Source organism: Pseudomonas sp. RIT409 (genome assembly GCF_003052515.2).
Taxonomy (GTDB): Bacteria; Pseudomonadota; Gammaproteobacteria; order Pseudomonadales; family Pseudomonadaceae; genus Aquipseudomonas.
Genome location: NZ_QARE02000006.1, coordinates 65955 through 90976 on the forward strand (window position 1 = coordinate 65955; position 25022 = coordinate 90976).

Below are 25022 nucleotides of genomic sequence, written 5' to 3' on the forward strand. Positions count from 1 at the left end.
AGCCCTTCCGCGCTATGATTCGGTCCGTTGCCCGCCCGAATCGCCGAGGAGCTTCCCTGCATGTTCGACTTCTCCGCTCAACTCAAGCAGCGGTTCGCCGCCTTGCAGAGCCGTGCTCAATTCTTTTCACTGCGCTACGTCAAGCAGACCAGCCAGCACCTGTCCGTCCGCAAGAATGTTCCCGAACCCCCGCACCTGAGCACAGACGAAGGTGCAATGCTGACCGTGCGCATCGACGGCGTCGAAGCCTATGCCGCGACCAACGACCTCTCCCCGCGCGGGTTGCAAACAGCTCTGGAGCGAGCGGAACGTCAAGCCAGACTGCTGGCGCCGCATGCGCTGCTGGACTTGCGCGACCACGCCGTCGCCACCGGCCGAGCCGATTACCTGTCGCCGAACCTGGACAAGGCGTTTCCCTCGTTGAGCGATTGCTATGCCCTGCTCGGCCACGAGTCCGCCGCGGTACCTGAAGATGCCCGACTGGTGAACTGGCACGTCACCCTCGGCCTGGAAAACGTCGAGCAGATTTACCTCAACAGCGCGGGTGCGGAAATCCGCCAGGCTCAACGGTATGTGTTCCCTGGGCTGAGTGTGACGGCTTACGACGGCCGCGACAGTCAAACCCGCAGCCTGGGTCGCGAAAACTTCGGCCAGCAGGGCGGTGCCGAGGTCATCGCTTCTTGCGGAATCATCGGCGCGGCTCCTCTTGTCGCCGATCAGGCCCTGCAACTGCTCATGGCGCCGAACACGCCCACCGGCCCGCGCGATCTGTTGCTCACCCCCGATCAGATGATCCTGCAGATTCACGAGTCCATCGGGCATCCGTTGGAGTTGGACCGCATTCTGGGGGACGAGCGTAACTACGCGGGCACCAGCTTCGTCAAAACCCATGATTTCGGGCACCTGCAATACGGCTCGCCGCTGCTCAACGTCACCTTCGATCCGAACATCCCTCACCAACTGGCCAGCTATGGGTTCGACGACGACGGCACCCAGGCAAGCAAGGCGTTTCTGATCAAGGACGGCATTCTCGAGCGTCCGCTGGGTGGCGCCCTTTCGCAGTACCGCAGCGGTATGGAAGGGGTCGCCAACAGCCGAGCGTGCAGTTGGAACCGAGCGCCGATCGACCGCATGGCGAATCTCAACATCGAGCCTGGCGACAAGACGATGGCACAACTGATTGGTGGCATCGAGCGCGGCATTCTGATGAGCACCAATCGTTCGTGGTCGATCGACGATGCGCGCAACAAATTCCAGTTCGGTTGCGAGTGGGGCCAGTTGATCGAAAACGGCGAGCTCAAGGGCGTGGTGAAAAATCCGAATTACCGGGCAGTCTCCGCGCAGTTCTGGCGCAGCCTGAACGCGGTAGGGGACGCCAGCACCTTCAAGGTGCTCGGTACGCCGAATTGCGGCAAGGGGGAGCCCAATCAGGTGGTGCGCGTCGGCCATGCTTCGCCCGCGTGCGTATTTGCCAACGTCGACGTTTTCGGAGGTGACGCCTGATGGCCCATCAAGCTCGATTCAAAGCACTGGTCGATTGGCTGCACAGCGCGATCACGCCACAGGAAGGCTTTACCCTCGCCTACAACGCCGAAGCGTCGGACTTCATCCGCTTCAACCACGCCAAGGTGCGCCAGGCCGGCCACGTGCAACAGGCCAGCCTGGCATTCAAACTGATCGAAAACGGCCGCCACGCCGACCTCAGCCTGACGCTGTCGGGCGACGAAGCGGTGGACCGCGAGCGTTTGAGCGACGCGCTGCAACAGCTGCGTGGGACCTTGCCATTGCTTCCACCAGACCCCTACTTGCTGCTCAATGATCAGGTCTGGCAGAGCACCCACGTTCAAGAACGGCCGCTACCTGCCAGTGAGCAGGTCGTCGAGCGGATTGCGCAACTGGGCGAAGGCCTTGATCTGGTGGGCATCTATGCAGCCGGACCGATCTATCGCGGCTTTGCCAGCGACAACGGCGCATTCGGCTGGCACCAGGCCAACAGCTTCAATTTCGACTGGAGCCTGTTTCACGCGAACGGCCAAGCGGTCAAAGCCAATTACGCCGGCGATGAATGGAGCGACGAAGCCTTCGCCAAGCGCTTTGCGCTGGCCCGCGATCAACTGGCGTTTCTTGGGCAACCCTCGCATGCGCTGGCGCCCGGTCAATATCGCGCCTACCTCGCACCGGCAGCGCTGGAGGAGATCATGGGCATGCTGTGCTGGGGCGGTTTCTCGGCGCAGTCGCTGGCCGACAAGCGCAGCCCGCTGCAACGGCTGTATGACGGTCAGGCGACGCTGAGTCCGCTGGTGAGCCTGAACGAACAGGTCACAGGCTCTCTGTCCCCGGCATTTTCCGGCGAAGGCTATCCCCGCTCGGACTTGGCTCTGGTGGTCGAGGGCGCTGCCAGGGATCGCCTCGTCGACTCGCGCAGCGCGGCCGAATATGGCCTGACCGCCAACGGTGCCGGAGGCGGAGAATCACCTGGTGCGTTGAGCCTGTCGGGCGGATCGCTTCTACAGGACGATGTGTTGAAGGCACTCGGCACTGGGCTGTACATCAGCAACCTGTGGTACCTGAACTTTTCGGACCGCACCGCCGGGAGAATCACCGGCATGACGCGCTTCGCGACGTTCTGGGTCGAGGACGGCAAGATCAAAGGGCCGGTCGACACCATGCGCTTCGACGACAGCATCTTCAGCCTCTTGGGCGACGCGCTGGAACAATTGACGCAAGAAAGGGAACTCAGCCTCTCGACGAGTACCTACAGTCAGCGTCAGACGGATTCCAGCCTGCTGCCGGGAGCGCTGGTGAGCAAGTTGACACTGACGTTGTGAATCCACGGCCAGTAGGCGCGCTTGCCCGCGATGGCGATGGCGTTGACACATTGAGCAGCAATGGCGTCTCACACGACGCTGTCGCGGGCAAGCGCGCGCCTACTGGCTGCATGACCTCAAAAAATATAAGGACCCACGACCCACATGCCCACCACCACCCCGCCACTGGACGCCAAGACCTTGCGCTGGATGCCTTGGGTCATCGCCATCGCCTTTTTCATGCAGAGTCTGGATGGCACGATTCTGAATACCGCGCTGCCGTCGATGGCCCATTCGCTCTCGGAAGACCCGTTGCGCATGCAGTCGGTGATCATCGCCTACATGCTGACGATCGCCCTGCTGATTCCGGCCTCGGGGTGGATTTCCGACCGGTTCGGCATCAAGCGCATCTTTTTCAGCGCGATCCTGCTGTTCAGCTTTGGCTCATTGTTGTGCGCAGCGTCCAACTCATTGGGGATGCTGGTAGCGGCGCGGGTCATTCAGGGATTGGGCGGAGCGCTGATGATGCCGGTGGGTCGCTTGATTGTGTTGCGGGCTTACCCACGAACCGAACTGGTGCGCACCCTGGGCTTCATCACTACGCCTGCGCTGCTTGGCCCGCTGCTCGGCCCGACGGTAGGCGGCTGGCTGGTGGAATACCTGAGCTGGCACTGGATTTTTTTGATCAACATCCCCGTCGGCGTGATCGGGTGCTTCGCTGTTCGCAAATTCATTCCGGACTTGCAGGGAGGTGGCCGCACGCGCTTCGATCTGGTCGGCTTCGGCCTGTTCGGCGCCTCCATGGTGCTGATCACCATTGCTCTCGAAGGCTTGGGTGAATTGCACTTGCCCCATTTGCGCGTGGTCATGTTGCTGTTCGGCGGCATGGCTTGCCTGGCGGCTTACTGGCTGCGGGCCGGGCATGTCGAAGCGCCACTGTTTTCGGCCTCGCTGTTTCGCACCCGCAGTTTTGCCGTGGGGATCATGGGCAATCTATTCGCGCGGTTGGGCAGCGGTGCACTGCCGTTTCTGGTGCCGCTGATGCTGCAGGTCGCCCTGGGTTATTCCCCTTCTCATGCTGGGATGAGCATGATTCCGCTGGCGCTGGCCGCGATGACGGCCAAGCCTTTGGCCACTAAGCTGATTCCGCGCTTGGGCTACCGGGTCATCTTGACGGGCAACACGCTATTGCTGGGGGCACTGCTGGCCAGCATGGCGCTGGTGGACGCCGAGACCCCTTACTGGATGCTGTTGATCCATCTGGCCCTGCTGGGTGGCGTGAACTCGCTGCAATTCTCGGCGATGAACGCCGTGACGCTGATCGACCTGGACGATGCCAGTGCCGCCAGTGGCAATAGCCTGCTTTCCGTGGTCGCACAGTTGTCGTTGAGCCTGGGTGTGGCGTGTGCCGCTGCATTGCTGGGCGGTTTCACGGACGACGTCGCCGCCGGGGAAGTGAGCAACGTGCTGGGGGCATTTCAACTGACATTCCTCTGCGTTGGGGTATTGGCAATGCTTGCGGCGTCGATATTCCTGCAGCTGTCGCCGCGCATGCCACCAGAAGCACCGCCGCGCAAGCCGCAGACCGAACCGGAAATAGAGGCCTGACGCCGAGCGGCCAAGGAACGCCCTTCCGCTTATGGTGAAAACCGGGTGCAACGAAGCGCGACGGCCATGGACGGCGTGGGAGGAACGCCGATAGATCGACGGGTGCCAACCCTGTAGGAGCGCGCTTGCCCGCGACTCCTTACTGCCAGACGCTACGGTGTCAACTGACCCGACGCTTTCGCGGGCAAGCGCGCTCCTACGGGCACCGGGCGGTGTGGATTTCCCGCATCGGCTTGCCCCGCACCGGCGCATCGCCAGCCACGTAGTAGGGCGCCTTCGCCATTTATCGCCCGCCTACGCAAGGCGGGGCGCGTGACCTGATACACTGCGCGACATTTTGTTTTGCAGGCCACCCTTGTGACTAACACCGCGTTCAATTCACTGCCACTCTCCGCTGCCATGCTGGCTAACCTGGAGTCTCTCGGCTATGCCGAGATGACACCGATTCAAGCGCAGAGCCTGCCGGTGATCCTCAAGGGCATGGACCTGATCGCCCAAGCCAAGACCGGCTCCGGCAAGACCGCCGCATTCGGCATCGGCCTGCTCAACCCGATCAATCCGCGTTACTTCGGCTGCCAGGCGCTGGTCTTGTGCCCGACCCGTGAACTGGCCGATCAGGTGGCCAAGGAAATCCGCCGCCTCGCCCGCGCAGAGGACAACATCAAGGTATTGACCCTGTGCGGAGGTGTTGCTTTCGGCCCGCAGATCGGCTCACTGGAGCACGGCGCGCACATCATCGTCGGCACGCCAGGCCGTATTCAACAGCACTTGCGCAAGGGCTCGCTGGTGCTCGACGGGCTCAACACGCTGATCCTCGACGAAGCCGATCGCATGCTCGACATGGGCTTTTATGACGCCATCGAAGACATCATCCAACAGACGCCCGCACGCCGTCAGACGTTGCTGTTCTCGGCCACCTACCCGGTGGGCATCAAGCAACTGGCCTCCAAATTCATGCGCGACCCGCAGACCGTCAAGGTCGAGACCCTGCACGCAGACAGCCAGATCGAGCAGATCTTCTACGAAATCGCCCCAGAGCAACGTCTTGAAGCCGTCGTAAAAGTGCTCGATCACTTCCGGCCGCAGTCCTGCGTGGCTTTCTGCTTCACCAAGCAACAGGTGCAAGAGGTGGTCGATCACCTGACGGCCAAGGGCATGTCAGCGGTGGGGTTGCATGGCGATCTGGAGCAACGGGACCGCGATCAGGTGCTGGCAATGTTCGCCAACCGCAGCACGTCGGTGCTGGTGGCCACCGACGTGGCCGCCCGCGGCCTGGACATCGACGCGCTGGACATGGTGATCAACGTCGAGCTGGCGCGGGATTCGGAAATCCACATTCACCGCGTGGGCCGTACCGGTCGCGCCGGGGAAAAAGGGATCGCCGTCAGCCTCGTGGCGCCATCGGAAAGCCAGCGGGCCCGCGCCATCGAAGAACTGCAGAAAGCGCCTCTCAATTGGCAACAGTACGATCAATTGAAGCGCTCGGAAGGTGGCAAGCTGCTGCCGCCGATGACCACCCTGTGCATTGGCTCGGGCCGCAAGGACAAACTGCGTCCTGGCGATATTCTGGGCGCGCTCACGGGAGAAGCGGGCATTCCCGGCACTCAGGTGGGCAAGATCGCGATCTTTGACTTTCAGGCGTATGTGGCCGTCGACCGCACCCTCGCCAAACAGGCGCTTGAGCGCCTGAACAAGGGGAAGATCAAAGGCAAGTCGTTGCGAGTTCGGATTTTGTAACAACGCCCGCCGCTCGTAGGAGCGCGCTTGCCCGCGAAATCGTCGGTAGATTCCACATCATTGGCGACTGAAACGCCCTGATCGCCGGCAAGCGCGCTCCTACAGTTTCAATTCTGTTTACCCGAGGACATCGTTTTGCCCGCAACAGACGTTTTGATCATCGGCGCCGGCGCCGCTGGCCTGATGTGCGCCGCCACCGCCGCCAACCGGGGCCGCAAGGTGATGCTGATCGACCACGCCAACAAGCCGGGCAAGAAAATCCTCATGTCGGGCGGCGGGCGCTGCAATTTCACCAACCTGTACACCGAGCCCGCCAACTTTCTTTCCCAGAACCCTCATTTCTGCAAATCGGCGCTGGCGCGCTACACCCAGTGGGACTTCATCGCGCTGGTCGCCAAGCATGGCGTGCCCTACCACGAGAAGAAGCTTGGGCAACTGTTTTGCGACAACAAGTCCAGCGACATCCTGAATCTTCTGTTGAAGGAGTGCGATGACGCGGGCGTGAGCCTGCACATGGACACGGCCGTGCAAACCATCGAGAAGACTGAGGCAGGCTATCGGCTGCTCACGACGCTGGGCACCGTTGAGTGCACCTCACTGGTCATCGCCACCGGTGGCTTGTCTATCCCGACTCTGGGTGCCACCGGGTTCGGCTATCAGGTGGGCAAGCAGTTCGGGCACACGCTGCTGCCCACCCGCGCAGGCTTGGTACCATTCACCATCACCGATCAGTTGAAGGCGCTGTGCAGTGAGCTGTCGGGCACATCGGTGGACTGCCTCGTCAGTTGCAACGGCGCCAGTTTCCGCGAAAACATCCTGTTCACGCATCGGGGCTTGAGTGGCCCGGCGATCTTGCAGATTTCATCGTTCTGGCACCCGGGCGATGCCGTGGAGATCAACCTGCTGCCCGATCATGACGCCCATGACTGGCTGACCCAGCAACAGGCCGAGCGGCCCAACAGCGAGTTGAAGACCCTGCTGGGCGAAATCTTCACTCGCAAGATGGCCAACCTGATCGCCGATCAGTGGTTCGTTTCCCGGCCGATGAAGCAATACACCCATGCTGAATTGACCGACATTGCCGACAGACTGGCGAGCTGGCAGGTCATTCCGGCGGGCACCGAGGGGTATCGCACGGCAGAAGTGACACTCGGCGGCATCGATACGCGGGAAGTGTCCTCCAAGACCCTGGAATCATTGAAGTCGCCAGGGCTTTACTTCATCGGTGAAGTCCTCGATGTCAGCGGACACTTGGGTGGTTTCAACTTCCAATGGGCCTGGGCCTCGGCTTACGCAGCAGCGCAGTTCGTCTGATCGCCGTCTGGTCGCACTCACGCTTGCGCGACGGATCGCCGCACGCCTCGCGGAATAAATTTTGCTAACCGGATGTACAGCACGCATCCGGCGCTGTACATATCGTTCAGCAGATTCAGTCGCGAAAAAGGCCGTCCGCGTTCATGGCATCGAAATCGTTGCGCAACACCTTCCGCCGCCTGTGGGCGCTGGACAAGTTTTCCTACAGTGTGCGGGTATTCATCGCACTGACCGGCAGCATGGCGCTGTGCTGGTACCAAAATGAAATGTCGCTGGTCATCCCCCTCTTCCTGGGGATTATCGCCAGCGCGCTGTCCGAAACCGACGACAGCTGGCAAGGCCGACTCAATGCGTTGGCCGTGACGCTGGTGTGCTTCAGCATCGCGGCCCTGTCCGTAGAGCTGCTTTTCCCTTACCCGGTGCTGTTCATCTGCGCCTTCGCCCTTGCCGCGTTTTGCCTGACGATGCTCGGCGCGCTCGGAGAACGATACGGCGCGATTGCCTACGCGACACTGATTCTGTCGGTCTACACGATGATTGGGGTGGACCAGCGTGGCGGTGAAGTCACCGACTTCTGGCATGAACCGATGCTGCTGGTGGCGGGCGCGGCGTGGTATGGCCTGCTTTCCGTACTCTGGCAGATGCTGTTCTCCAACCAGCCTGTGCAACAAGCGTTGGCGCGCCTGTTTCGCGAGTTGGGCCTGTACCTGAAACTGAAGTCCGAACTGTTCGAGCCGATCCGCACCCTGGACGTCGAGGCCCGCCGACTGGAGCTGGCCAAACAGAACGGCAAGGTCGTCGCGGCGCTCAATGTCACCAAGGAAATCATCCTCAACCGGGTCGGCAGTGGCCGCCCGGGCTCGAAAGTCAGCCGTTATCTGAAACTGTACTTTCTGGCGCAGGACATCCATGAACGCGCCAGTTCGTCGCACTATCCCTATAACTCGTTGGCTGAGGCGTTTTTCCACAGCGACGTCCTGTTCCGCTGCCAGCGACTGTTGCGCCAACAAGGCAATGCGTGCCGTGACCTCTCCGTGTCGATCCAGTTGCGCCAACCCTTCATCTACGACGACAGCTTCGCCCACGCCCTCGATGATCTACGAGCGTCCCTGGAACACTTGCGCATCCAGAGCAATCCAGCGTGGCGCGGCTTGCTCCGCTCCCTGCGCGCACTGGCCCACAACCTCGGCACCCTGGATCGCCTGCTCAGCGATGCCAGCAATCCGGACGCACTCGCCGATGCTTCCGACAGCAGTCTTCTGGACCGCTCGCCACGCAACCTCAAAGATGTCTGGACGCGACTGCGCCTGCAACTGACGCCCACCTCGCTGCTGTTCCGCCATGCCCTGCGCCTGCCGTTGGCGCTGGTGGTGGGCTACCTGATGGTTCATCTGATTCACCCGTCCCAGGGTTACTGGATCATCCTGACGACGGTTTTCGTCTGCCAGCCGAGCTACGGCGCGACACGGCGCAAACTGGGGCAGCGTATCATCGGGACGGCCATCGGCCTGACCGTGGGGTGGATTCTGTTCGACCTGATTACCACGCCGATTCTGCAATCGATGTGCGCCGTGCTGGCAGGCGTCGTGTTCTTCGTCAATCGCACGACCCGATACACCTTGTCGACAGCGGCGATCACGGTGATGGTTCTGTTCTGCTTCAACCAGGTGGGCAACGGCTATGGGCTGTTCCTGCCGAGGCTGATGGACACCTTGCTGGGCAGTCTCATCGCAGGCTTGGCGGTGTTCCTGTTCCTGCCGGACTGGCAAGGCCGTCGCTTGAATAAAGTGCTGGCCAACACGCTGTCCTGCAACAGCATTTACCTGCGTCAGATCATGCAGCAATACGCCGCGGGCAAAAGCGACGATCTGGCTTACCGGCTGGCCCGACGCAACGCTCATAATGCCGATGCAGCGTTATCGACCACGCTGGCCAACATGCTGCTGGAGCCGGGTCACTTCCGCAAAGAGGCTGATGTAGGCTTCCGCTTTCTGGTGCTGTCCCACACCTTGTTGAGCTACCTGTCTGGCCTTGGCGCGCACCGCGAGACCCCATTACCGACCGAAGTGCGCGAACACCTGATCGAGGGCGCGGGGGCGAATCTGGCGGCCAGTATCGACGAAATCGCGCAGTCCCTGGCGGCCCGTCAGCCGGTCGCGGTGCAAAGCGATGCCGAAGAGGCGCTCGCGTCAGAACTGGAGCAGATGCCTGAGGAAATCGACGAAGGGCAGCGCCTGGTGCAGACCCAACTGGCGCTCATCTGCCGACAGCTCGGCCCGTTGCGCACCCTCGCTGCGCATCTGATCAAGGAACCGGAAAAGGACAGCGCCAACATCACAGACCGTGCAGCTTGAACAACCTGTCGTAGCTGCCGTCGGCCTTCATGGCGGCGATGGCCTTGTCGAAATCGGCGACGATCCGGGCATGGTCGGGGTTCTTCAGGCTGACCAGGATATGCAGGCTGTTCTCACTCAATGACTTGGACAGGAATTCGACGCTGTCCCGCACTTCCTCGGCCTCATGGCCCAAGGCAAAACGTGCGGCATATTCATCCTCCACCGTCAGATCCACCCGACCCGCTGCCAGCATCCGCGCCGCCGTCGAAAAACTCGCCACGGGAACCTTTTTCAAGCTGGCATCGCTATCGAACGCGGGTGAATAGGCGTAACTGCGCACCACCGCGATTGAATAAGGGTGCAGTTGTTGCAGGCTTTCGTATTGGATATCCGAGGTCTTGCGCTTGATGAATCGCAGCCGATTGATCATGTACGCTTCGGAGAACTCGCCAATCAATGTACGCTCATCGCTGTACCAAGCGTTGATCAGCACGTCGTAACGCCCTTCGCCGACACCGTGAATGGCTCGCGCCCAAGGCACTTGATCATACTCGACGGTGTAGCCGGCACGGGTCAGCGCGGTGCGCACAAGGTCGGTGGATAAGCCGCCGTTGAGCAGCGCGACGTCTGAATACGGCGCCCAAGCATCGCCCGCCATCCGCAAGGTCTGAGCCCACGCGCCGTGCGCGATCAGAAGCATTCCCAGCAAAGCCATGGCTCGAAGCAAACGCAGCATGCTCAAGATCCTTAGGCAGGTGGAGGCCTGCGATTTTTTTCAGCGGCAATCGAGTGACACTGTGACATCCGTGAAGCGAGCAGCGGATTACAGGCCTCTTGAAAAGGCCATGGCAAGTGGCCTTCATTGAAGCCCGCCGAGCCGTTTTCCACAACATATAAGTCGCCAATCTCTGTGCAGCAGTTCAAGAAAATGACGCAATGTCCTGATTGCCGTCACACCTGCCTTGCCTCTATGGCTTTGGACTGAAGGCCATATGCGTTTAGTATCCGACAACGATTTTTTTGTGAGCCGGCTCCATGTCTATCAACTGGATTTGCAAACACCATACCGCCCTCAGCAAAGAGCAGTTGTACGCCATCCTGCAGTTGCGTGCGCAGGTGTTCGTCGTGGAGCAGAAGTGCTGGTACCTGGACGTCGACGGGCTGGACTTGCTAGGCGACACTCGCCATCTGATGGCATGGCAAAACGATGAGCTGGTGGCCTACCTGCGCCTATTGGACCCGATCCAGCAAGATGGGGATGTGACCATCGGTCGAGTGGTGACCGCCCCATCAATGCGCAACAAGGGCATGGGGCACGAACTAATGGTGCAGGCCCTGGAGCATGCCGAGCAAAACTGGCCCGACCAGCCCATTTACCTGTCTGCCCAGGCACACCTCCAGGGCTACTACAGTCGCTATGGCTTCATTCCAGTGGGCGAGGTGTATGTCGAGGACGGCATTCCTCATATCGGGATGCGACGGGATCTGGACTGAGCGACTGGGTCCACTCCCGGCGGGCATGAGACCACGCGTGCCTACGCCGGCGGTCCAGTTCCTTGCGGTCAGGGGTAACCTAACACCGCTTTGATCTGCGCCAGATGCTCGGCAATCCAGCGTTTGTCGATAGCTCCCCAATCATGAATCCGATATGCCCCGGCATGATTGCGGGCGCCGTCCTCTTGCTCGAATGCGCACACGATATCCAGGTCCGCCAGCGCGAGCAGGGTGTCCTGTGCCGTACGACGGGGCATGCCGGTGACCTCCGTGATGGCAGGCACGCTGGTGGCAAGGCCGGTGTCGATGAGGTGAGCCACGTAGAGGCGGCGGTAAAAACTGCTCTTGGTCTTACTGACGTCCATCGTCAGGTCCTTATCGGTAAAAAAGCCATCAACCCTGCATGTCACGCCACGTCAGGTAGACACGCAGGTCGAACTCCAGTTGGTGATATCCCGGCTGCATGTGCTCGCAGAGTTTGTAGAACGCCTTGTTGTGCTCGGTCTCCTTGAAGTGGGCCAGCTCATGCACGACGATCATTCGGAGAAATTCCGGAGCGGCCTCTTTGAACAGGGAGGCAACGCGGATTTCCTTCTTGGCCTTGAGTTTGCCGCCCTGAACCCGCGACACCGTGGTGTGCAACCCGAGTGCGCGATGGGTCAGGTCAAGACGGTTGTCGAACAGCACCTTATCGATATTCGGTGCGTTACGCAGGTGCTCCTGCTTGAGTGCCAGCGCATAGGCATAGAGTGCCTTGTCGCTCTGCACCTCATGCCGCCCCGGATAGCGTTGTTGCAGGTAGCTGCCCAGCTTGCCCTGCGCAATCAATTGCCGCACCTGATCCTGAAGCGATGAAGGATAGGCTTGCAGGTATTTGAGCGGCATCACGGCTGTTGAGGTCATCATCGAATCAGCGGAATCAAAGAGCGTCAGTTTACCGCGTCAATCCTCGCTGAGCAGCGGGTGCCGACTTGGCAGAGTGACAGGCTCGACGAAACGGAGCGCCTCTTGCGGCGTCAACGGATGGGCCAGCAGGAAGCCTTGAATGATCTCGCAGCCGTTATCCACCAACCACTGGTATTGCTCTAGCGTCTCCACGCCCTCAGCGATGACCTCGATGCTCAACAGCCGACACATGTCGATGATGCTGCGCGCCACGGCCAGATCACGCGGCGAGCTCATCATGCCGCCGATGAAATGACGGTCGATCTTGAGGGTGTCCAGATCCAGATTGCGCAGGTGTGCCAGAGAACTGTCTCCTGCGCCGAAGTCATCCAGCGATACCCGCACCCCGATGTCATGCAGGCTCTGCAGCTGTTTGCGGCTGTGGACAAGGTTGTGCACCAGGGACGGCTCGGTGATTTCCACCTCCAGTTGCCGAGGCTTGAGGTTGTGAATCTGGATGGCTCGCTGCAACTCGGCTGCCAGGTTGGGCATGCTGAATTGCGCCGGGCTGACGCTCACACTGACCACCAGATCATCGGGAAACACACTGGCCCACTGCTGTCGCTGAGCAGCCCCCTGTTCGTAGATCCAGCCGCCCAGCTTGTTGATCAGCCGGGTTTCTTCCAATAGAGGGATGAACAGGCTCGAGGGCACATCCCCCGCGTCCGGGTGGTTCCACCGCAACAATGCCTCGAAACCCCGGGTTCGCCCGGTCACCACATTGATCTGCGGCTGATAGACGATCGAAAAGTCCTTGCCTTCGATGGCTGTGCGCACGCTCTCTTCAAGCATCAGGCGGGAACGGGCGCGGCCGTTCATGTACTGATCATAGAAGCGATACTGGTGACGACCGGCACGCTTGGCCTCATACATAGCGATATCGGAGGCGCGCAGCAAGCCGTCCAGATGGGGGCCACAGTCGGGGTAGACGGCAATGCCGATACTGACTCCCAGGGTTGCCTCGACGCCATCGACATGGCGCCGGACGGAAATCCGATCAATGAGTTTTTCGGCGACCTTGGCGGCGTGCTCCGGGAAGTCCAAACCGTCAATCACCACCACGAATTCGTCGCCCCCCATCCGCGCCAGTACGTCATAGGGGCGCAGGCTCTCCTTGAGCTGCTCGGCGACCCACACCAGCACCTGATCGCCCGCGTCGTGCCCCAGCGAATCATTGACGTGCTTGAATCCGTCGAGGTCCAGATACAGCACCACCAGGTACTTCCCGGCGTTTTCGTTGCGCACCAGCATCCCTTCCACCGTTTGGTAAAAGCCTCGGCGGTTGAGCAGCCCGGTGAGGGAGTCGGTGACGGCTTGTTGTTCGAGTTGACTGTAGAGATCACGCACCACAGACATGTCCAGCACACTCAACACCATCGCCTTCTGTTCGTCGGGCAACGGGGCGCAGGACAGCGCCACTGGCACTTGCCTTCCTTCCGGGGTACGCAGGATCGCGTCATGGACACGGTAGGTGTCCGCTCGCCGATAGTGGTGGTAGAAGCCCGAATCGGTCCACTCACTGATCGCGGGCTCTTGCAGGTAACGGGACAGTCCGGTGCCACGCAATTCGCCGTCGGTCATGCCCAACAGACGACAGATCGCCGGGTTGGCGAAGCTGATGACCCCGTCTTCCTTGACCACCAGGATGCCCTCGGCGACGTTAGCCAACACCGAGGCATTGAAGGCACGAGCCGACTCCAGTTCGCGGCTGAGTTTCTGCAAGGCGCGGCGATTGCTCTGCTGCTCCAGCAGCGCCTGGACCTTGGGTTTGAGGATATTGGGGTCGAACGGCTTGAAGAGGTAATCGACCGCTCCACTGGCGTAGCCTTTATGCACAGCATCACGGGACTGCTCATTGGCCGTCAGGAAGATGATCGGTGTCAGCCGGGTTCTCTGGCTGCCGCGCATCAAGCGCGCGACTTCGAACCCATCCATCTCGGGCATCTGCACATCCAGCAAAACCAGGTCGACATCGACGTCCAGCAGCAGGCCTAGCGCTTCCATGCCTGAACTGGCCGTCACGATTTCCCAGTCCTGACGCTGCAGGACCGCCCGCATCGTGACGAGATTCTCCGGATAGTCATCCACGACCAACAACACTGACTTGCCATTTGGTGGCTGGGTTTGCACGCATTCCATGCTGCTACTCATTCACGTTACTGCTAGGTGAGAGGGTTCCAGTCCTTCTCTGATTGGCATCTACTCTAGCCCCGAATGCCAAAAAGTGTAGGAAGGCCATCCTTTTGCTATCTAGATCAATCGAGCGACCCGACTAACGGTCAAGGTGCTGGAGCCCCCTGAGGACGTGCCATTCGACGAAAGTGACAGCACTTTGGTTTCATCCGTTTGACGGATTCGATTTAACAACCGACAGGACGAAACGTATAAGAGTCGCCCCTCAAACCCTAGCGCCAGACGCGTTTACTGGCAATGAGACATGAACGGACGACTGAAAAATGATCGATTTAGGAACTTGGAATCTGAGCATTCCAGTGGGCTCGCCCCCCGCGACTATTGAAACCAAGCAACTGCTTCAAGGCTATGACGGCAAATACTTCACCTCCAGCGGGGCGAATATCACCTTCTGGGCCCCCGTGACGGGAAGCAAGACCGCCAACGCCATTTATCCGCGCAGCGAATTACGGGAAACCTGGTCCAACGGCGAACTGCACAACTGGTACTACCCCGACGCCGACAACTTTTTGAATGCCAAGCTCAAGGTGCTGCAGGTCCCCTCTTCCGGCCGCGTGGTGATTGGCCAGATTCATGTGTACGAAAGCAATCAGCCGTTGCTCAAGCTCGAATATCAATATAAAGACGCTACGAAAGACGGCAGCATCGTGGCCAAGGTGAGGTTTCACCCCAACGACAAGAAAGCCCGAGTCATCACCGTCGCTGAGGGCATTCGGCTCAATGAAACGTTCAAGTACGTCATCCATTTGAACAAGGCAGGATTGCTGGCGGTGCGGGCGGGCGACAGGGTCTGGAACGACCGCATCAGCGCAAGTTGGCGGGCTGAGCAGCTGTATTTCAAGGCAGGTGTCTACACCCAGGACAACACGGGCTACACCAGCGAAGGTGGGAAGGTGATGTTCTTCAACCTGGATACCGATCACAACAAGGGCTAGTGGCAGGCACAGGGGGTGCAACCAGGGGCTTCGCCAACTGAAACATCACCCGGCCTACTCTCGCGCGCAAGCTCGGCAGCGGCCCAGATAAGGCCGGATGACGCCTGGATTGGCGTCATCCGGATTTCCGACTGGCCCAGTCAGGCCGTCTTGTATTCCTTTTCAGCCGCTTCGAAGCGCTCGACCATGCCTTGCGACGGCCCTTTGCCCAGCGTGCTGAACAGCACGATCGCGACAGTGGCGAACAGAAAGCCTGGAATGATTTCGTACAGCCCCAGCCACGCGAACTGCTTCCACACCACGACAGTAATGGCGCCAACGAGAATGCCCGCCAAAGCACCATTGCGGGTCATGCCTTTCCAGACCACCGAAATCAGAACCACAGGACCGAACGCGGCGCCGAAGCCGGCCCAGGCATAACTCACCAGCCCTAGAACGCGGTTTTCCGGATTAGCGGCCAGGGCAATGGCAATCAGCGCGACCAGCAACACCATGGCGCGACCGACCCAGACCAGCTCCCGCTGAGAGGCATGCTTGCGCAGGAACGCCTTGTAGAAGTCTTCCGTCAGCGCACTGGAGCAGACCAGCAACTGACAACTCAGCGTACTCATCACCGCTGCCAGAATGGCCGACAACAAGACCCCGGCGATCCACGGGTTGAAGAGCAGCTTGGCCAATTCGATGAACACCCGCTCATGGTTCTCCGTCACAGGGCCGGCCACCTCCGGATGCGCCGAAAAGTAAGCAATCCCGAAAAACCCTACCGCGACCGTGCCACCCAGGCACAAGACCATCCAGGTCATGGAAATACGCCGCGCGTTGGCGATGGACCTGACCGAGTCGGCCGCCATGAAACGCGCCAGGATGTGCGGTTGCCCGAAGTACCCCAGCCCCCATCCCATCAGGGAAATGATGCCGATGAAGGTGGTGTTCTTGAGCATGTCGAAGCTCGTCGGATCTTTCGCTTCGATGGCGAGGAAGGTGGTGTCGACGCCCCCGGTTGCGAGCAGCACGATAATCGGCGTGAGGATCAGTGCAAAGATCATGAGTGTGGCCTGGACCGTGTCGGTCCAGCTCACGGCAAGAAAGCCGCCAATGAACGTGTAGGCGATGGTGGCCGCTGCCCCCGCCCACAGGGCCGTTTCATATGACATGCCAAAGGTGCTCTCGAACAGGCGCGCGCCCGCCACGATGCCCGACGCGCAATAAATGGTGAAGAACACCAGAATCACGATGGCTGAGATCACCCGCAGCAGTCCGCTGGCGTCTTCGAAACGACTGGAAAAATAATCCGGCAACGTCAGTGCATCGCCGTTGTGCTCGGTCTGGACACGCAGCCGCCCTGCGACGAACAGCCAGTTCAGGTAGGCCCCTGCGATCAGCCCGATGGCGATCCAGCTTTCAGACAGGCCCGAAAGGTAAACGGCACCCGGCAGGCCCATGAGCAGCCAGCCGCTCATGTCTGAGGCGCCGGCAGACAGCGCGGTCACGACGCTGCCCAGGCTGCGCCCTCCAAGGATGTAATCAGAGAGGTTATTAGTGGCTCGATAGGCCATCAGCCCGATCAGTACCATCGCCGCGATGTAGATCACGAACGTGATCAAGGTGGGATTGCTGACGCTCATTGTGTGGGTCCGTGCGTTGTTTTTATGGCAGGAGCAACGGGTTGCACCAAGGCCGGGCATGCTAGCGACTCAAACCGCGAAGGCGCAACCCAAATCGGGCAGCGAGTTGCACCTTTTCTGCTCAAAGCATGCTAGTCAGACCTCACCTACGGAAGGTAAAGCCGCGTACTACATAGCCTGCGCCTTCTTTTGGCGCGACGATGCGCCATCATCGAACACGGAGGAAATATCTTGAAAAAATGGGTTGCACCCGGTTGCACCGCACCAGGTGCGGGGCTACCCTTGGCGGCAGTTATCGCCACGCTCACCGTGGCTCTCATGAGGACAAGACATGGCGACCACCACTCTGGGTGTCAAACTCGACGACCCGACCCGCGAGCGATTGAAAGCGGCTGCGCAGTCCATCGACCGGACCCCGCACTGGCTGATCAAACAGGCCATTTTCAATTACCTGGAAAAGCTCGAGAGTGGTGCAACCCTGAGTGACCTCGACGGTTTAAGCAAGGACGGTGAAGACCAAGGCGAATTGCCCGCAGAGACCAATCACCAAGCGTTTCTGGAATTCGCCGAAAGCATCCTCCCCCAATCAGTGCTGCGAGCCGCCATTACTTCCGCCTACCGCCGCCCCGAGCCTGAGGTGGTGCCCATGCTGCTCGAGCAGGCGCGCCTGCCGGCCCCGATGGCCGATGCGGCCCACAAGCTTGCCGCTTCGATCGCCGAAAAGCTGCGCAACCAGAAGAGCGCCGGCGGCCGGGCCGGAATCGTCCAGGGCCTTCTGCAGGAATTCTCGCTGTCCTCGCAGGAGGGCGTTGCCCTGATGTGCCTGGCCGAAGCGTTGTTGCGCATCCCGGACAAAGGCACCCGCGATGCCCTGATCCGAGACAAAATCAGCACCGGCAACTGGCAACCCCACCTGGGTAACAGTCCGTCGCTGTTCGTCAACGCAGCCACTTGGGGCCTGCTGCTGACCGGCAAGCTGGTCAGTACCCACAATGAGGCAGGGCTGACTTCTTCCCTGAGCCGCATCATCGGCAAATCCGGCGAGCCCATGATCCGCAAGGGCGTCGACATGGCCATGCGGTTGATGGGCGAGCAGTTCGTGACCGGTGAAACCATCGGCGAAGCGCTGGCCAATGCGAGCAAGTTCGAGGCCAAGGGCTTTCGTTATTCCTACGACATGCTCGGCGAAGCGGCGCTGACCGAACACGACGCCCAGAAGTACCTGGCTTCCTACGAGCAGGCGATCCACTCCATCGGCAAAGCGTCTCATGGACGCGGGATCTATGAGGGCCCCGGAATCTCGATCAAGCTCTCGGCGCTGCATCCGCGCTACAGCCGTTCGCAGTACGAGCGGGTCATGGAGGAACTGTACCCCCGCCTGCTGTCGCTGACGCTGTTGGCCAAACAGTACGACATCGGCCTGAACATCGACGCCGAAGAGGCAGATCGCCTCGAACTGTCGCTCGACCTCCTGGAACGCTTGTGTTTCGAGCCGCAACTGACCGGCTGGAACGGCATCGGCTTCGTGATCCAGGCCTATCAAAAGCGCTGCCCTTATGTGATCGACTATGTGATCGATCTCGCTCGCCGCAGCCGTCATCGCTTGATGATCCGCCTGGTGAAAGGCGCCTACTGGGACAGCGAGATCAAACGCGCCCAAGTCGAAGGCCTGGAGGGTTACCCGGTCTATACGCGCAAGGTGTACACCGACGTGTCCTATATCGCCTGCGCCCGCAAGCTGCTGTCGGTGCCCGAGGTCATCTATCCGCAATTCGCTACCCACAACGCCCATACGCTGTCCGCCATCTACCACATCGCTGGTCAGAACTATTACCCCGGCCAGTATGAATTCCAATGCCTGCATGGCATGGGCGAGCCTTTGTACGAGCAGGTGGTGGGCAAGGTTGCAGAGGGCAAGCTGAACCGTCCATGCCGCGTGTATGCGCCGGTCGGTACCCATGAGACCCTGCTGGCCTATCTCGTTCGTCGCCTGCTGGAAAACGGCGCGAACACCTCGTTCGTCAATCGCATTGCCGATCAGTCGATCTCGATTCAGGAACTGGTGGCCGATCCGGTTTCCAGCATCGAACGCATGGCCACCCAGGAAGGCGGTTTCGGGCTGCCGCACCCGCGGATTCCCCTCCCACGGGATCTGTATGGCAGCGAGCGCCCCAACTCGGCGGGTATCGACATGGCCAACGAACATCGGCTGGCGTCGCTGTCTTCTGCCCTGCTCGCCACCGCACACAACGACTGGAAAGCCCTGCCGATGCTGGGCAGCCCAGTCAGCGCGGGGGCAGCCACACCGGTGCTGAACCCGTCCGATCTGCGTGACGTGGTCGGTCATGTTCAGGAAGCCAGCCTGCAAGATGTCGACAACGCCCTGTTGAGCGCGCTGAGTGCAGGACCGATCTGGCAGGCGACCCCGCCAGCCGAGCGCGCCGCTATTCTGGAGCGCGCCGCCGACCTGATGGAGGCTGACATCCAGCCCCTGATGGGCTTGCTGGCTCGCGAAGCCGGTAAAACCTTCGCCAACGCCATCGCAGAAGTGCGCGAGGCTGTGGATTTCCTGCGCTATTACGCCGTACAGGCGCGCAATGATTTCAGCAACGATGCGCATCGTCCGCTGGGGCCGGTGGTGTGCATCAGCCCATGGAACTTCCCTCTGGCCATCTTCAGCGGTCAAGTCGCGGCGGCATTGGCAGCAGGCAACCCCGTGCTGGCCAAGCCTGCTGAACAGACGCCGCTGGTGGCTGCGCAAGCCGTACGCATTCTGCTGGAAGCCGGCATTCCCGAAGGCGTGGTGCAGCTGCTGCCGGGCCGTGGTGAGACCGTCGGCGCTCGACTGGTCGGCGACGAACGGGTCAAAGGGGTGATGTTTACCGGTTCGACCGAGGTCGCTCGCTTGCTGCAACGCAACATCGCCGGGCGCCTTGACGCACAGGGCCGCCCGATCCCGCTGATCGCCGAAACCGGCGGGCAGAACGCAATGATCGTCGACTCCTCGGCACTGACCGAACAAGTGGTCATCGACGTCGTGTCCTCAGCCTTCGACAGTGCGGGCCAACGCTGCTCGGCCTTGCGCGTGCTCTGCCTTCAGGAAGACTCCGCCGACCGCGTCATCGAAATGCTCAAGGGCGCCATGGCGGAAAGCCGTCTGGGCAACCCGGAGCGGCTGGCGGTGGACATCGGGCCGGTGATCGATGCCGAGGCCAAGGCCGGTATCGAGAAACATATCCAGGCCATGCGCGACAAAGGCCGTTCGGTATACCAGGTCGCCATCGCGGACAGTGACGAGATCAAACGCGGCACCTACGTGATGCCAACCCTGATCGAACTGGAAAGCTTCGATGAACTGCAACGCGAAATCTTCGGACCAGTGCTCCACGTTGTTCGCTACAAGCGCAAAGAACTGGATCAGTTGATCGGCCAGATCAACGCCTCGGGTTACGGCCTGACACTGGGCGTGCACACCCGCATCGACGAAACCATCGCCAAGGTGATCGACTCGGTCAATGCGGGCAACATGTACGTCAACCGCAACATCGTCGGCGCCGTGGTCGGGGTGCAACCGTTTGGCGGCGAAGGCCTCTCAGGCACGGGGCCGAAGGCGGGTGGTCCGCTGTATCTGTACCGCTTGCTGTCGACACGTCCTGCCGATGCCGTGCAGAAATCCTTTGCCACCCGTGATGCCGGGGTTGCGCCGGACACTCGCCTGCGGGAGACCCTGCTCAAGCCGCTCAACGCATTGAAAGCCTGGGCGACCAGCCAACAACTGTCGGAACTGGTAAGTGTGATTTCGCAGTTCACCGAGCAATCGCAAAGCGGCATTACCCGCCTGCTCGCAGGCCCGACCGGCGAGCGCAACAGCTATACCCTTCTGCCACGGGAGCATGTGTTGTGCCTGGCCGATGACGAGGCCGACTTGCTGACCCAACTGGCGGCTGTCCTGGCAGTTGGGGGCACGGCGATCGTTCCCGATAACGAAGTAGGCAAGCCACTCTACAAACGCCTGCCCAAAGAGGTGCAAGGCCGCCTCAAGCTGGTCAATGACTGGAACAAGGACGACGTCGCAATCGAGGCGGTGCTCCACCATGGCGACTCCGATCAGCTGCGCGCGATCTGCGAGCAGGTTGCGCAGCGCAGCGGTGCCATCGTCGGCGTGCAGGGCATCCCCAAAGGCGAAACCGGCATTGCATTGGAGCGTTTGGTGATCGAGCGCGCACTGAGCGTCAACACCGCAGCAGCAGGGGGCAATGCAAGCCTGATGACTATCGGGTAAGGATCCGAAGCGCAAACCTGTAGGAGCGCGGCTAGCCATGCCATCTGGGGCGCAGCGGCAGTTAGGTCAGTTGATCCGGTATGCCCGGCATATCGACGTTGCCTGATTTCGCTGCCGCTGCGCGCCAGATCGCGGGACAAGCCACGCTCCTACAGTTGTTTGAGCAGGCCTCCCTTTCTGGAGAGCGGTATTTCCGAGAAGCTCCTGCCCACTTTTCGTCACAACGAATGCTTGCGAGCAACCCACAATGTCCAGCCCTTCAAACACTCAGACAGGACAACCAAAAGCAGCATAAGGACGACGCCGTACCGCTCAACGATGTCAGACCCCATGAAGATGATAGAAACGGAAGGGATCACCAGAACCAGACGAAAGGGTATCTGAGCCCACCCTAACCACAGTGCCGCTCGCCATCGCCCTAGAAACAAGAAACAGCTGAGAATAATCGATACCTCAAAGCCCCAAGACAACGCCGCCAGCGCCTTGGCATACACCCCGTGATCCGAGATCAACACCAAGCCATTCTGAAGGTCACTCACATAGGGGATCCTGCCCGCGGCAATGCTCAAAAAAACGTAACGGGCGATGTAAATCGCATCAAACATCCCCCACCCCCAAAAAACCGCTCGTGCAGAAATGTTCAACTGACGCACCTGCCTATTCTCCTTTCAACTCATAAGTAATGTTCCCTATCGTCGGTCGCCAGTGCCAAGAAGTACCTGAAATCTGCCAGTGATCCTCAGCCTCAACAAACTGCTGTCCTATGCGGCGCTGCTCGCCGTAATAGCGAGACACTGATTTATCTCGTAGATGCATTTGCCCATCCATGAGAGGTTGCCACTCCTGAACTACCGTTCTGGAAGTGTTCGCGTAATCCTTACCCTCGCTCAAAAACATGCGCCCTTCATCGCCTCTTGAAGTCAGCCAGTTGGCAGCAAAAAACACCGCGTTTCTCGCCGTGTCATATTCAATGCCTTTTGTCACCCATCGTCCGGGACCGCCTGTCAGAGTCATTCTTTTGGCAACGTGCAACGCCGGGGCCACCGAAAGCGAGCGAAGGTTGAATTTTGCGGTCCCTGTCAGCTCGGAGATTTTCAGCGGTTTGAAAGGCCGGTCGGTCACCAACAACCACTCAGCTCGTTCCATCCGCTCAAGAATTGAACGCTTGTGATACTCCAACCGGCAGTCACTCAACGCGATATGAGCGTCGTCAATCAGCTCGACTAACCCTTCGAGGTCATATGGGTTTGCCAACGCCCGCTCTACCTCAAATGCTGCGAAGAGCGGACTTTCTATGGAGTTCAGCGAATAGTGCCGCGCACTAGCCCTTGGGATAACCTTTTTCATGCTCAACGCCCACCGTCAAAGAAACCGACAATCAAGTGGTGCGTTGATAACGTCTTTACCCATTGCTGAATGCCGGGCGATTCGTCCGGTGATGTAGGACAGCGCCTCTCCAACAGGCCAGCCCCCACTCCCCCAAAGTTGATAAGCTCAAGACTGTATGATCCGCCCAGTGGCGAAGAGGTCTTCAAACGACTGCCGAAAGAGGGATAGGCGAATCAATTGGTCAGCGACTGGAACGCCTGGTGATCGAGCGCGCACTGAGCGTCAACACCGCAGCAGCAGGGGGCAATGCGAGCCTGATGACTATCGGCTAAACAACGATGCCCCTGTGTAGGAGCGCGCTTGCCCGCGATGCGTGAGCCATGACACCGCAATGGTGTCTGGCAAAACGCAATCGCGGGCAAGCGCGCTCTACAGTGCTGCATATTCCCGAGGCGCAGTGTCCAGCCGCTCAAGGAGTCAGATGACTGGAGCAGCAACAGCATCAGACACCCCCTCGTTCTATTGCTCCATCACCCAAATCAATCTTCCTGTTCACCCCCTCCCTGCTTCCCTAGACTCAAACGCACATCAGTTAAAGGTGCGCTGCCATGTCCGAAATGTTGCTCAGTTCTCGCAATCTGGCTTTCGAACTCTACGAAATGCTAGACGCCGAGGGGCTCACGCGGCGGGAGCGCTTTGCGGAGCACAGTCGCGAGACCTTCGATGCAGCCCTCTCCACAGCGCGGACGATCGCTGAGAAGTTCTTTGCCTCACACAACCGCAAGAACGACGAGAACGAGCCCCGCTACGAGAACGGCGAAGCGGTGTTGATCCCTGAGGTGAAACCGGCAGTCGACGCCTTTCTGGAGGCGGGTTTTCTCAACGCGGCGCGGGACTTCGAGGCGGGCGGCATGCAGCTGCCCACGCTGCTCTCTCAAGCGTGCTTTGCGCATTTCCAAGCGGCAAACGCCGCCACGGCGTCGTACCCGTTTCTCACCATGGGCGCTGCTAACCTGATCGAAAACTTTGGCAGCGATGAGCAAAAACAACGCTTCCTGCAGCCGATGCTCGAGGGCCGGTTCTTCGGCACCATGGCACTGACCGAGCCTCACGCAGGATCCTCGCTGTCGGACATACGCACCCGCGCAGAACCCGCCAACGACGGGACTTACAGGCTGCGTGGCAACAAGATTTTCATTTCGGGCGGTGACCATCCATTATCGGAAAACATTGTGCATCTGGTGCTGGCCAAGCTTCCTGACGCACCGCCTGGTGTGAAAGGGATTTCACTGTTCATCGTGCCGAAGTTCCTGGTCAAGGATGACGGTAGTCTCGGCGCGCGCAACGACGTGGTGTTGGCGGGGCTTTTCCACAAAATGGGCTGGCGTGGCACGACATCGACCGCCCTGAACTTCGGTGAGAACGGCCACTGCACAGGCTATCTGATTGGCAAGCCACACCGCGGTTTGAGCTACATGTTTCAGATGATGAACGAGGCCCGGATCGGCGTCGGCATGGGCGCAGTCATGCTGGGTTACGCCGGGTATCTGTACTCGCTGGAGTATGCACGCGAGCGTCCGCAAGGCCGTCTGCCCGACAGCAAGAACCCTGAAAGCGCGCCGGTTTCGATCATTCAACATGCTGATGTGAAACGCATGCTGCTGACGCAGAAAGCCTACGTCGAAGGCTCTTTCGACCTGGGACTGTATGCCGCACGCCTGTTCGACGACACGCAAACCGGCGAAACCGAGGACCAACGCAAACAAGCACATGAATTGCTGGACCTGCTGACGCCCATTGTCAAATCCTGGCCCTCGGAGTTTTGCCTGAAAGCCAACGAGCTGGCGATCCAGATTCTTGGCGGCCATGGCTATACCCGCGAGTATCCGGTAGAGCAGTATTACCGCGACAACCGCCTGAATCCGATTCACGAAGGCACTCACGGCATCCAGTCACTGGACCTGCTGGGACGCAAGCTGGCGCAGAACGGCGGCGCCGGCCTCAAACAACTGATTCGCCTGATCGCAGACACGTGTCAACGCGCTCAAGAGCATGCTTCGCTGAGCGCGCTGCGTCAGCCTCTGGAACAACTGGTTGCGCGCCTGCAGGGCGTCACGCTGGATCTATTGACCGACCTGGCCCAAGGCAAGACCACCGCCACGCTCGCCAACTCAGCGCTTTACCTGAAAGCCTTCGGTCATACCGTCATCGGTTGGCGCTGGCTGGCGCAAGCGATCCGTGCAGAAGAAGGGCTCAGGACGGCCAGCGAGGACGACGTCGCGTTTTACAAAGGCAAGCTGCAGGCCGCCCGGTACTTCCTGACCTGGGAGGTTCCGGCCTGCCATCACGAGCTGGCCATTTTGCAGGCGCGGGACGACCTCTGTCTGTCGATGCAAGATCAGTGGTTTTGAAGGGGC

The 25022-nt window shown here is 60.1% G+C and carries 17 protein-coding genes; 10 read left to right on the forward strand and 7 right to left on the reverse strand.

Annotated elements, in window-relative coordinates; genetic code table 11:
- Nucleotides 1–60: 60 nt before the first annotated feature.
- The 6 genes from DBP26_RS09760 (at nucleotide 61) to yccS (ending at nucleotide 9820) form a co-directional block, all read left to right on the forward strand.
- A complete protein-coding gene (locus tag DBP26_RS09760; protein ID WP_108237375.1) occupies nucleotides 61–1503 on the forward strand; it encodes a TldD/PmbA family protein in 1443 nt (480 codons plus the stop codon).
- Nucleotides 1503–2828: a metallopeptidase TldD-related protein gene (locus DBP26_RS09765; RefSeq protein WP_108237376.1), complete on the forward strand. Its 1326-nt coding sequence runs from the start codon at nucleotides 1503–1505 to the stop codon at nucleotides 2826–2828. The genes DBP26_RS09760 and DBP26_RS09765 overlap by 1 nt, the downstream gene beginning before the upstream one ends.
- A gap of 144 nt (nucleotides 2829–2972) precedes the next feature.
- Nucleotides 2973–4415: a multidrug transporter subunit MdtD gene (gene mdtD / locus DBP26_RS09770; protein WP_108237377.1), complete on the forward strand. Its 1443-nt coding sequence runs from the start codon at nucleotides 2973–2975 to the stop codon at nucleotides 4413–4415.
- 357 nt (nucleotides 4416–4772) lie between these two features.
- Nucleotides 4773–6152, forward strand: a complete 1380-nt coding sequence (gene dbpA, locus DBP26_RS09775; protein WP_108237378.1) for an ATP-dependent RNA helicase DbpA — start codon at nucleotides 4773–4775, stop codon at nucleotides 6150–6152.
- A gap of 135 nt (nucleotides 6153–6287) precedes the next feature.
- Complete coding sequence (locus DBP26_RS09780) at nucleotides 6288–7466, forward strand: NAD(P)/FAD-dependent oxidoreductase (protein ID WP_108237379.1); 1179 nt, start codon at nucleotides 6288–6290, stop codon at nucleotides 7464–7466.
- A 143-nt stretch (nucleotides 7467–7609) separates the two neighbouring features.
- On the forward strand, nucleotides 7610–9820 hold the full coding sequence (yccS, locus tag DBP26_RS09785) for a YccS family putative transporter (RefSeq protein WP_108237380.1): 2211 nt from the start codon (nucleotides 7610–7612) through the stop codon (nucleotides 9818–9820).
- On the opposite strand, the gene DBP26_RS09790 is transcribed toward yccS, so the two are convergent.
- Nucleotides 9801–10538, reverse strand: a complete 738-nt coding sequence (locus tag DBP26_RS09790; protein WP_108237381.1) for a transporter substrate-binding domain-containing protein — start codon at nucleotides 10536–10538, stop codon at nucleotides 9801–9803. The two genes, yccS and DBP26_RS09790, sit on opposite strands and share 20 nt — an antisense overlap.
- Nucleotides 10539–10837: 299 nt before the next feature.
- Here DBP26_RS09790 and DBP26_RS09795 point away from each other — a divergent pair, with 299 nt between their 5' ends.
- The gene (locus DBP26_RS09795) at nucleotides 10838–11296 is read left to right on the forward strand and encodes a GNAT family N-acetyltransferase (RefSeq protein ID WP_108237382.1); all 459 of its coding nucleotides are present in this window, start codon (nucleotides 10838–10840) and stop codon (nucleotides 11294–11296) included.
- 68 nt (nucleotides 11297–11364) lie between these two features.
- Here the strand turns inward: DBP26_RS09795 and DBP26_RS09800 are convergent, their stop codons facing one another.
- The 3 genes from DBP26_RS09800 to DBP26_RS09810 are packed head-to-tail and all read right to left on the reverse strand — an operon-like array spanning nucleotide 11365 to nucleotide 14380.
- The gene (locus tag DBP26_RS09800; RefSeq protein ID WP_108237383.1) at nucleotides 11365–11661 is read right to left on the reverse strand and encodes a winged helix-turn-helix domain-containing protein; all 297 of its coding nucleotides are present in this window, start codon (nucleotides 11659–11661) and stop codon (nucleotides 11365–11367) included.
- A 28-nt stretch (nucleotides 11662–11689) separates the two neighbouring features.
- Entirely contained in the window at nucleotides 11690–12184 is a 495-nt protein-coding gene (locus tag DBP26_RS09805) for a M48 family metallopeptidase (RefSeq protein ID WP_108237555.1), read from the reverse strand.
- 54 nt (nucleotides 12185–12238) lie between these two features.
- A complete protein-coding gene (locus DBP26_RS09810) occupies nucleotides 12239–14380 on the reverse strand; it encodes an EAL domain-containing protein (RefSeq protein ID WP_108237384.1) in 2142 nt (713 codons plus the stop codon).
- A gap of 317 nt (nucleotides 14381–14697) precedes the next feature.
- On the opposite strand from DBP26_RS09810, the gene DBP26_RS09815 reads away from it, so the two are divergent.
- Nucleotides 14698–15369 carry a polysaccharide lyase family 7 protein gene (locus DBP26_RS09815; RefSeq protein ID WP_108237385.1) on the forward strand — a complete coding sequence of 224 codons (672 nt, stop codon included), beginning with the start codon at nucleotides 14698–14700 and terminating at the stop codon, nucleotides 15367–15369.
- Between the two features lie 140 nt (nucleotides 15370–15509).
- On the opposite strand, the gene putP is transcribed toward DBP26_RS09815, so the two are convergent.
- Nucleotides 15510–16994, reverse strand: a complete 1485-nt coding sequence (gene putP / locus DBP26_RS09820; protein ID WP_177411038.1) for a sodium/proline symporter PutP — start codon at nucleotides 16992–16994, stop codon at nucleotides 15510–15512.
- A 331-nt stretch (nucleotides 16995–17325) separates the two neighbouring features.
- Here putP and putA point away from each other — a divergent pair, with 331 nt between their 5' ends.
- Nucleotides 17326–21276 carry a trifunctional transcriptional regulator/proline dehydrogenase/L-glutamate gamma-semialdehyde dehydrogenase gene (gene putA / locus DBP26_RS09825; protein WP_108237387.1) on the forward strand — a complete coding sequence of 1317 codons (3951 nt, stop codon included), beginning with the start codon at nucleotides 17326–17328 and terminating at the stop codon, nucleotides 21274–21276.
- Between the two features lie 218 nt (nucleotides 21277–21494).
- Here putA and DBP26_RS09830 read toward each other — a convergent pair whose 3' ends face one another.
- Together DBP26_RS09830 and DBP26_RS09835 are read right to left on the reverse strand one after the other, a co-directional pair.
- Nucleotides 21495–21929 carry a hypothetical protein gene (locus tag DBP26_RS09830; protein WP_108237388.1) on the reverse strand — a complete coding sequence of 145 codons (435 nt, stop codon included), beginning with the start codon at nucleotides 21927–21929 and terminating at the stop codon, nucleotides 21495–21497.
- 4 nt (nucleotides 21930–21933) lie between these two features.
- Entirely contained in the window at nucleotides 21934–22623 is a 690-nt protein-coding gene (locus DBP26_RS09835) for a hypothetical protein (protein ID WP_108237389.1), read from the reverse strand.
- A gap of 590 nt (nucleotides 22624–23213) precedes the next feature.
- Here DBP26_RS09835 and DBP26_RS09840 point away from each other — a divergent pair.
- Nucleotides 23214–25016 carry an acyl-CoA dehydrogenase gene (locus DBP26_RS09840; protein ID WP_108237390.1) on the forward strand — a complete coding sequence of 601 codons (1803 nt, stop codon included), beginning with the start codon at nucleotides 23214–23216 and terminating at the stop codon, nucleotides 25014–25016.
- Nucleotides 25017–25022: the final 6 nt, after the last annotated feature.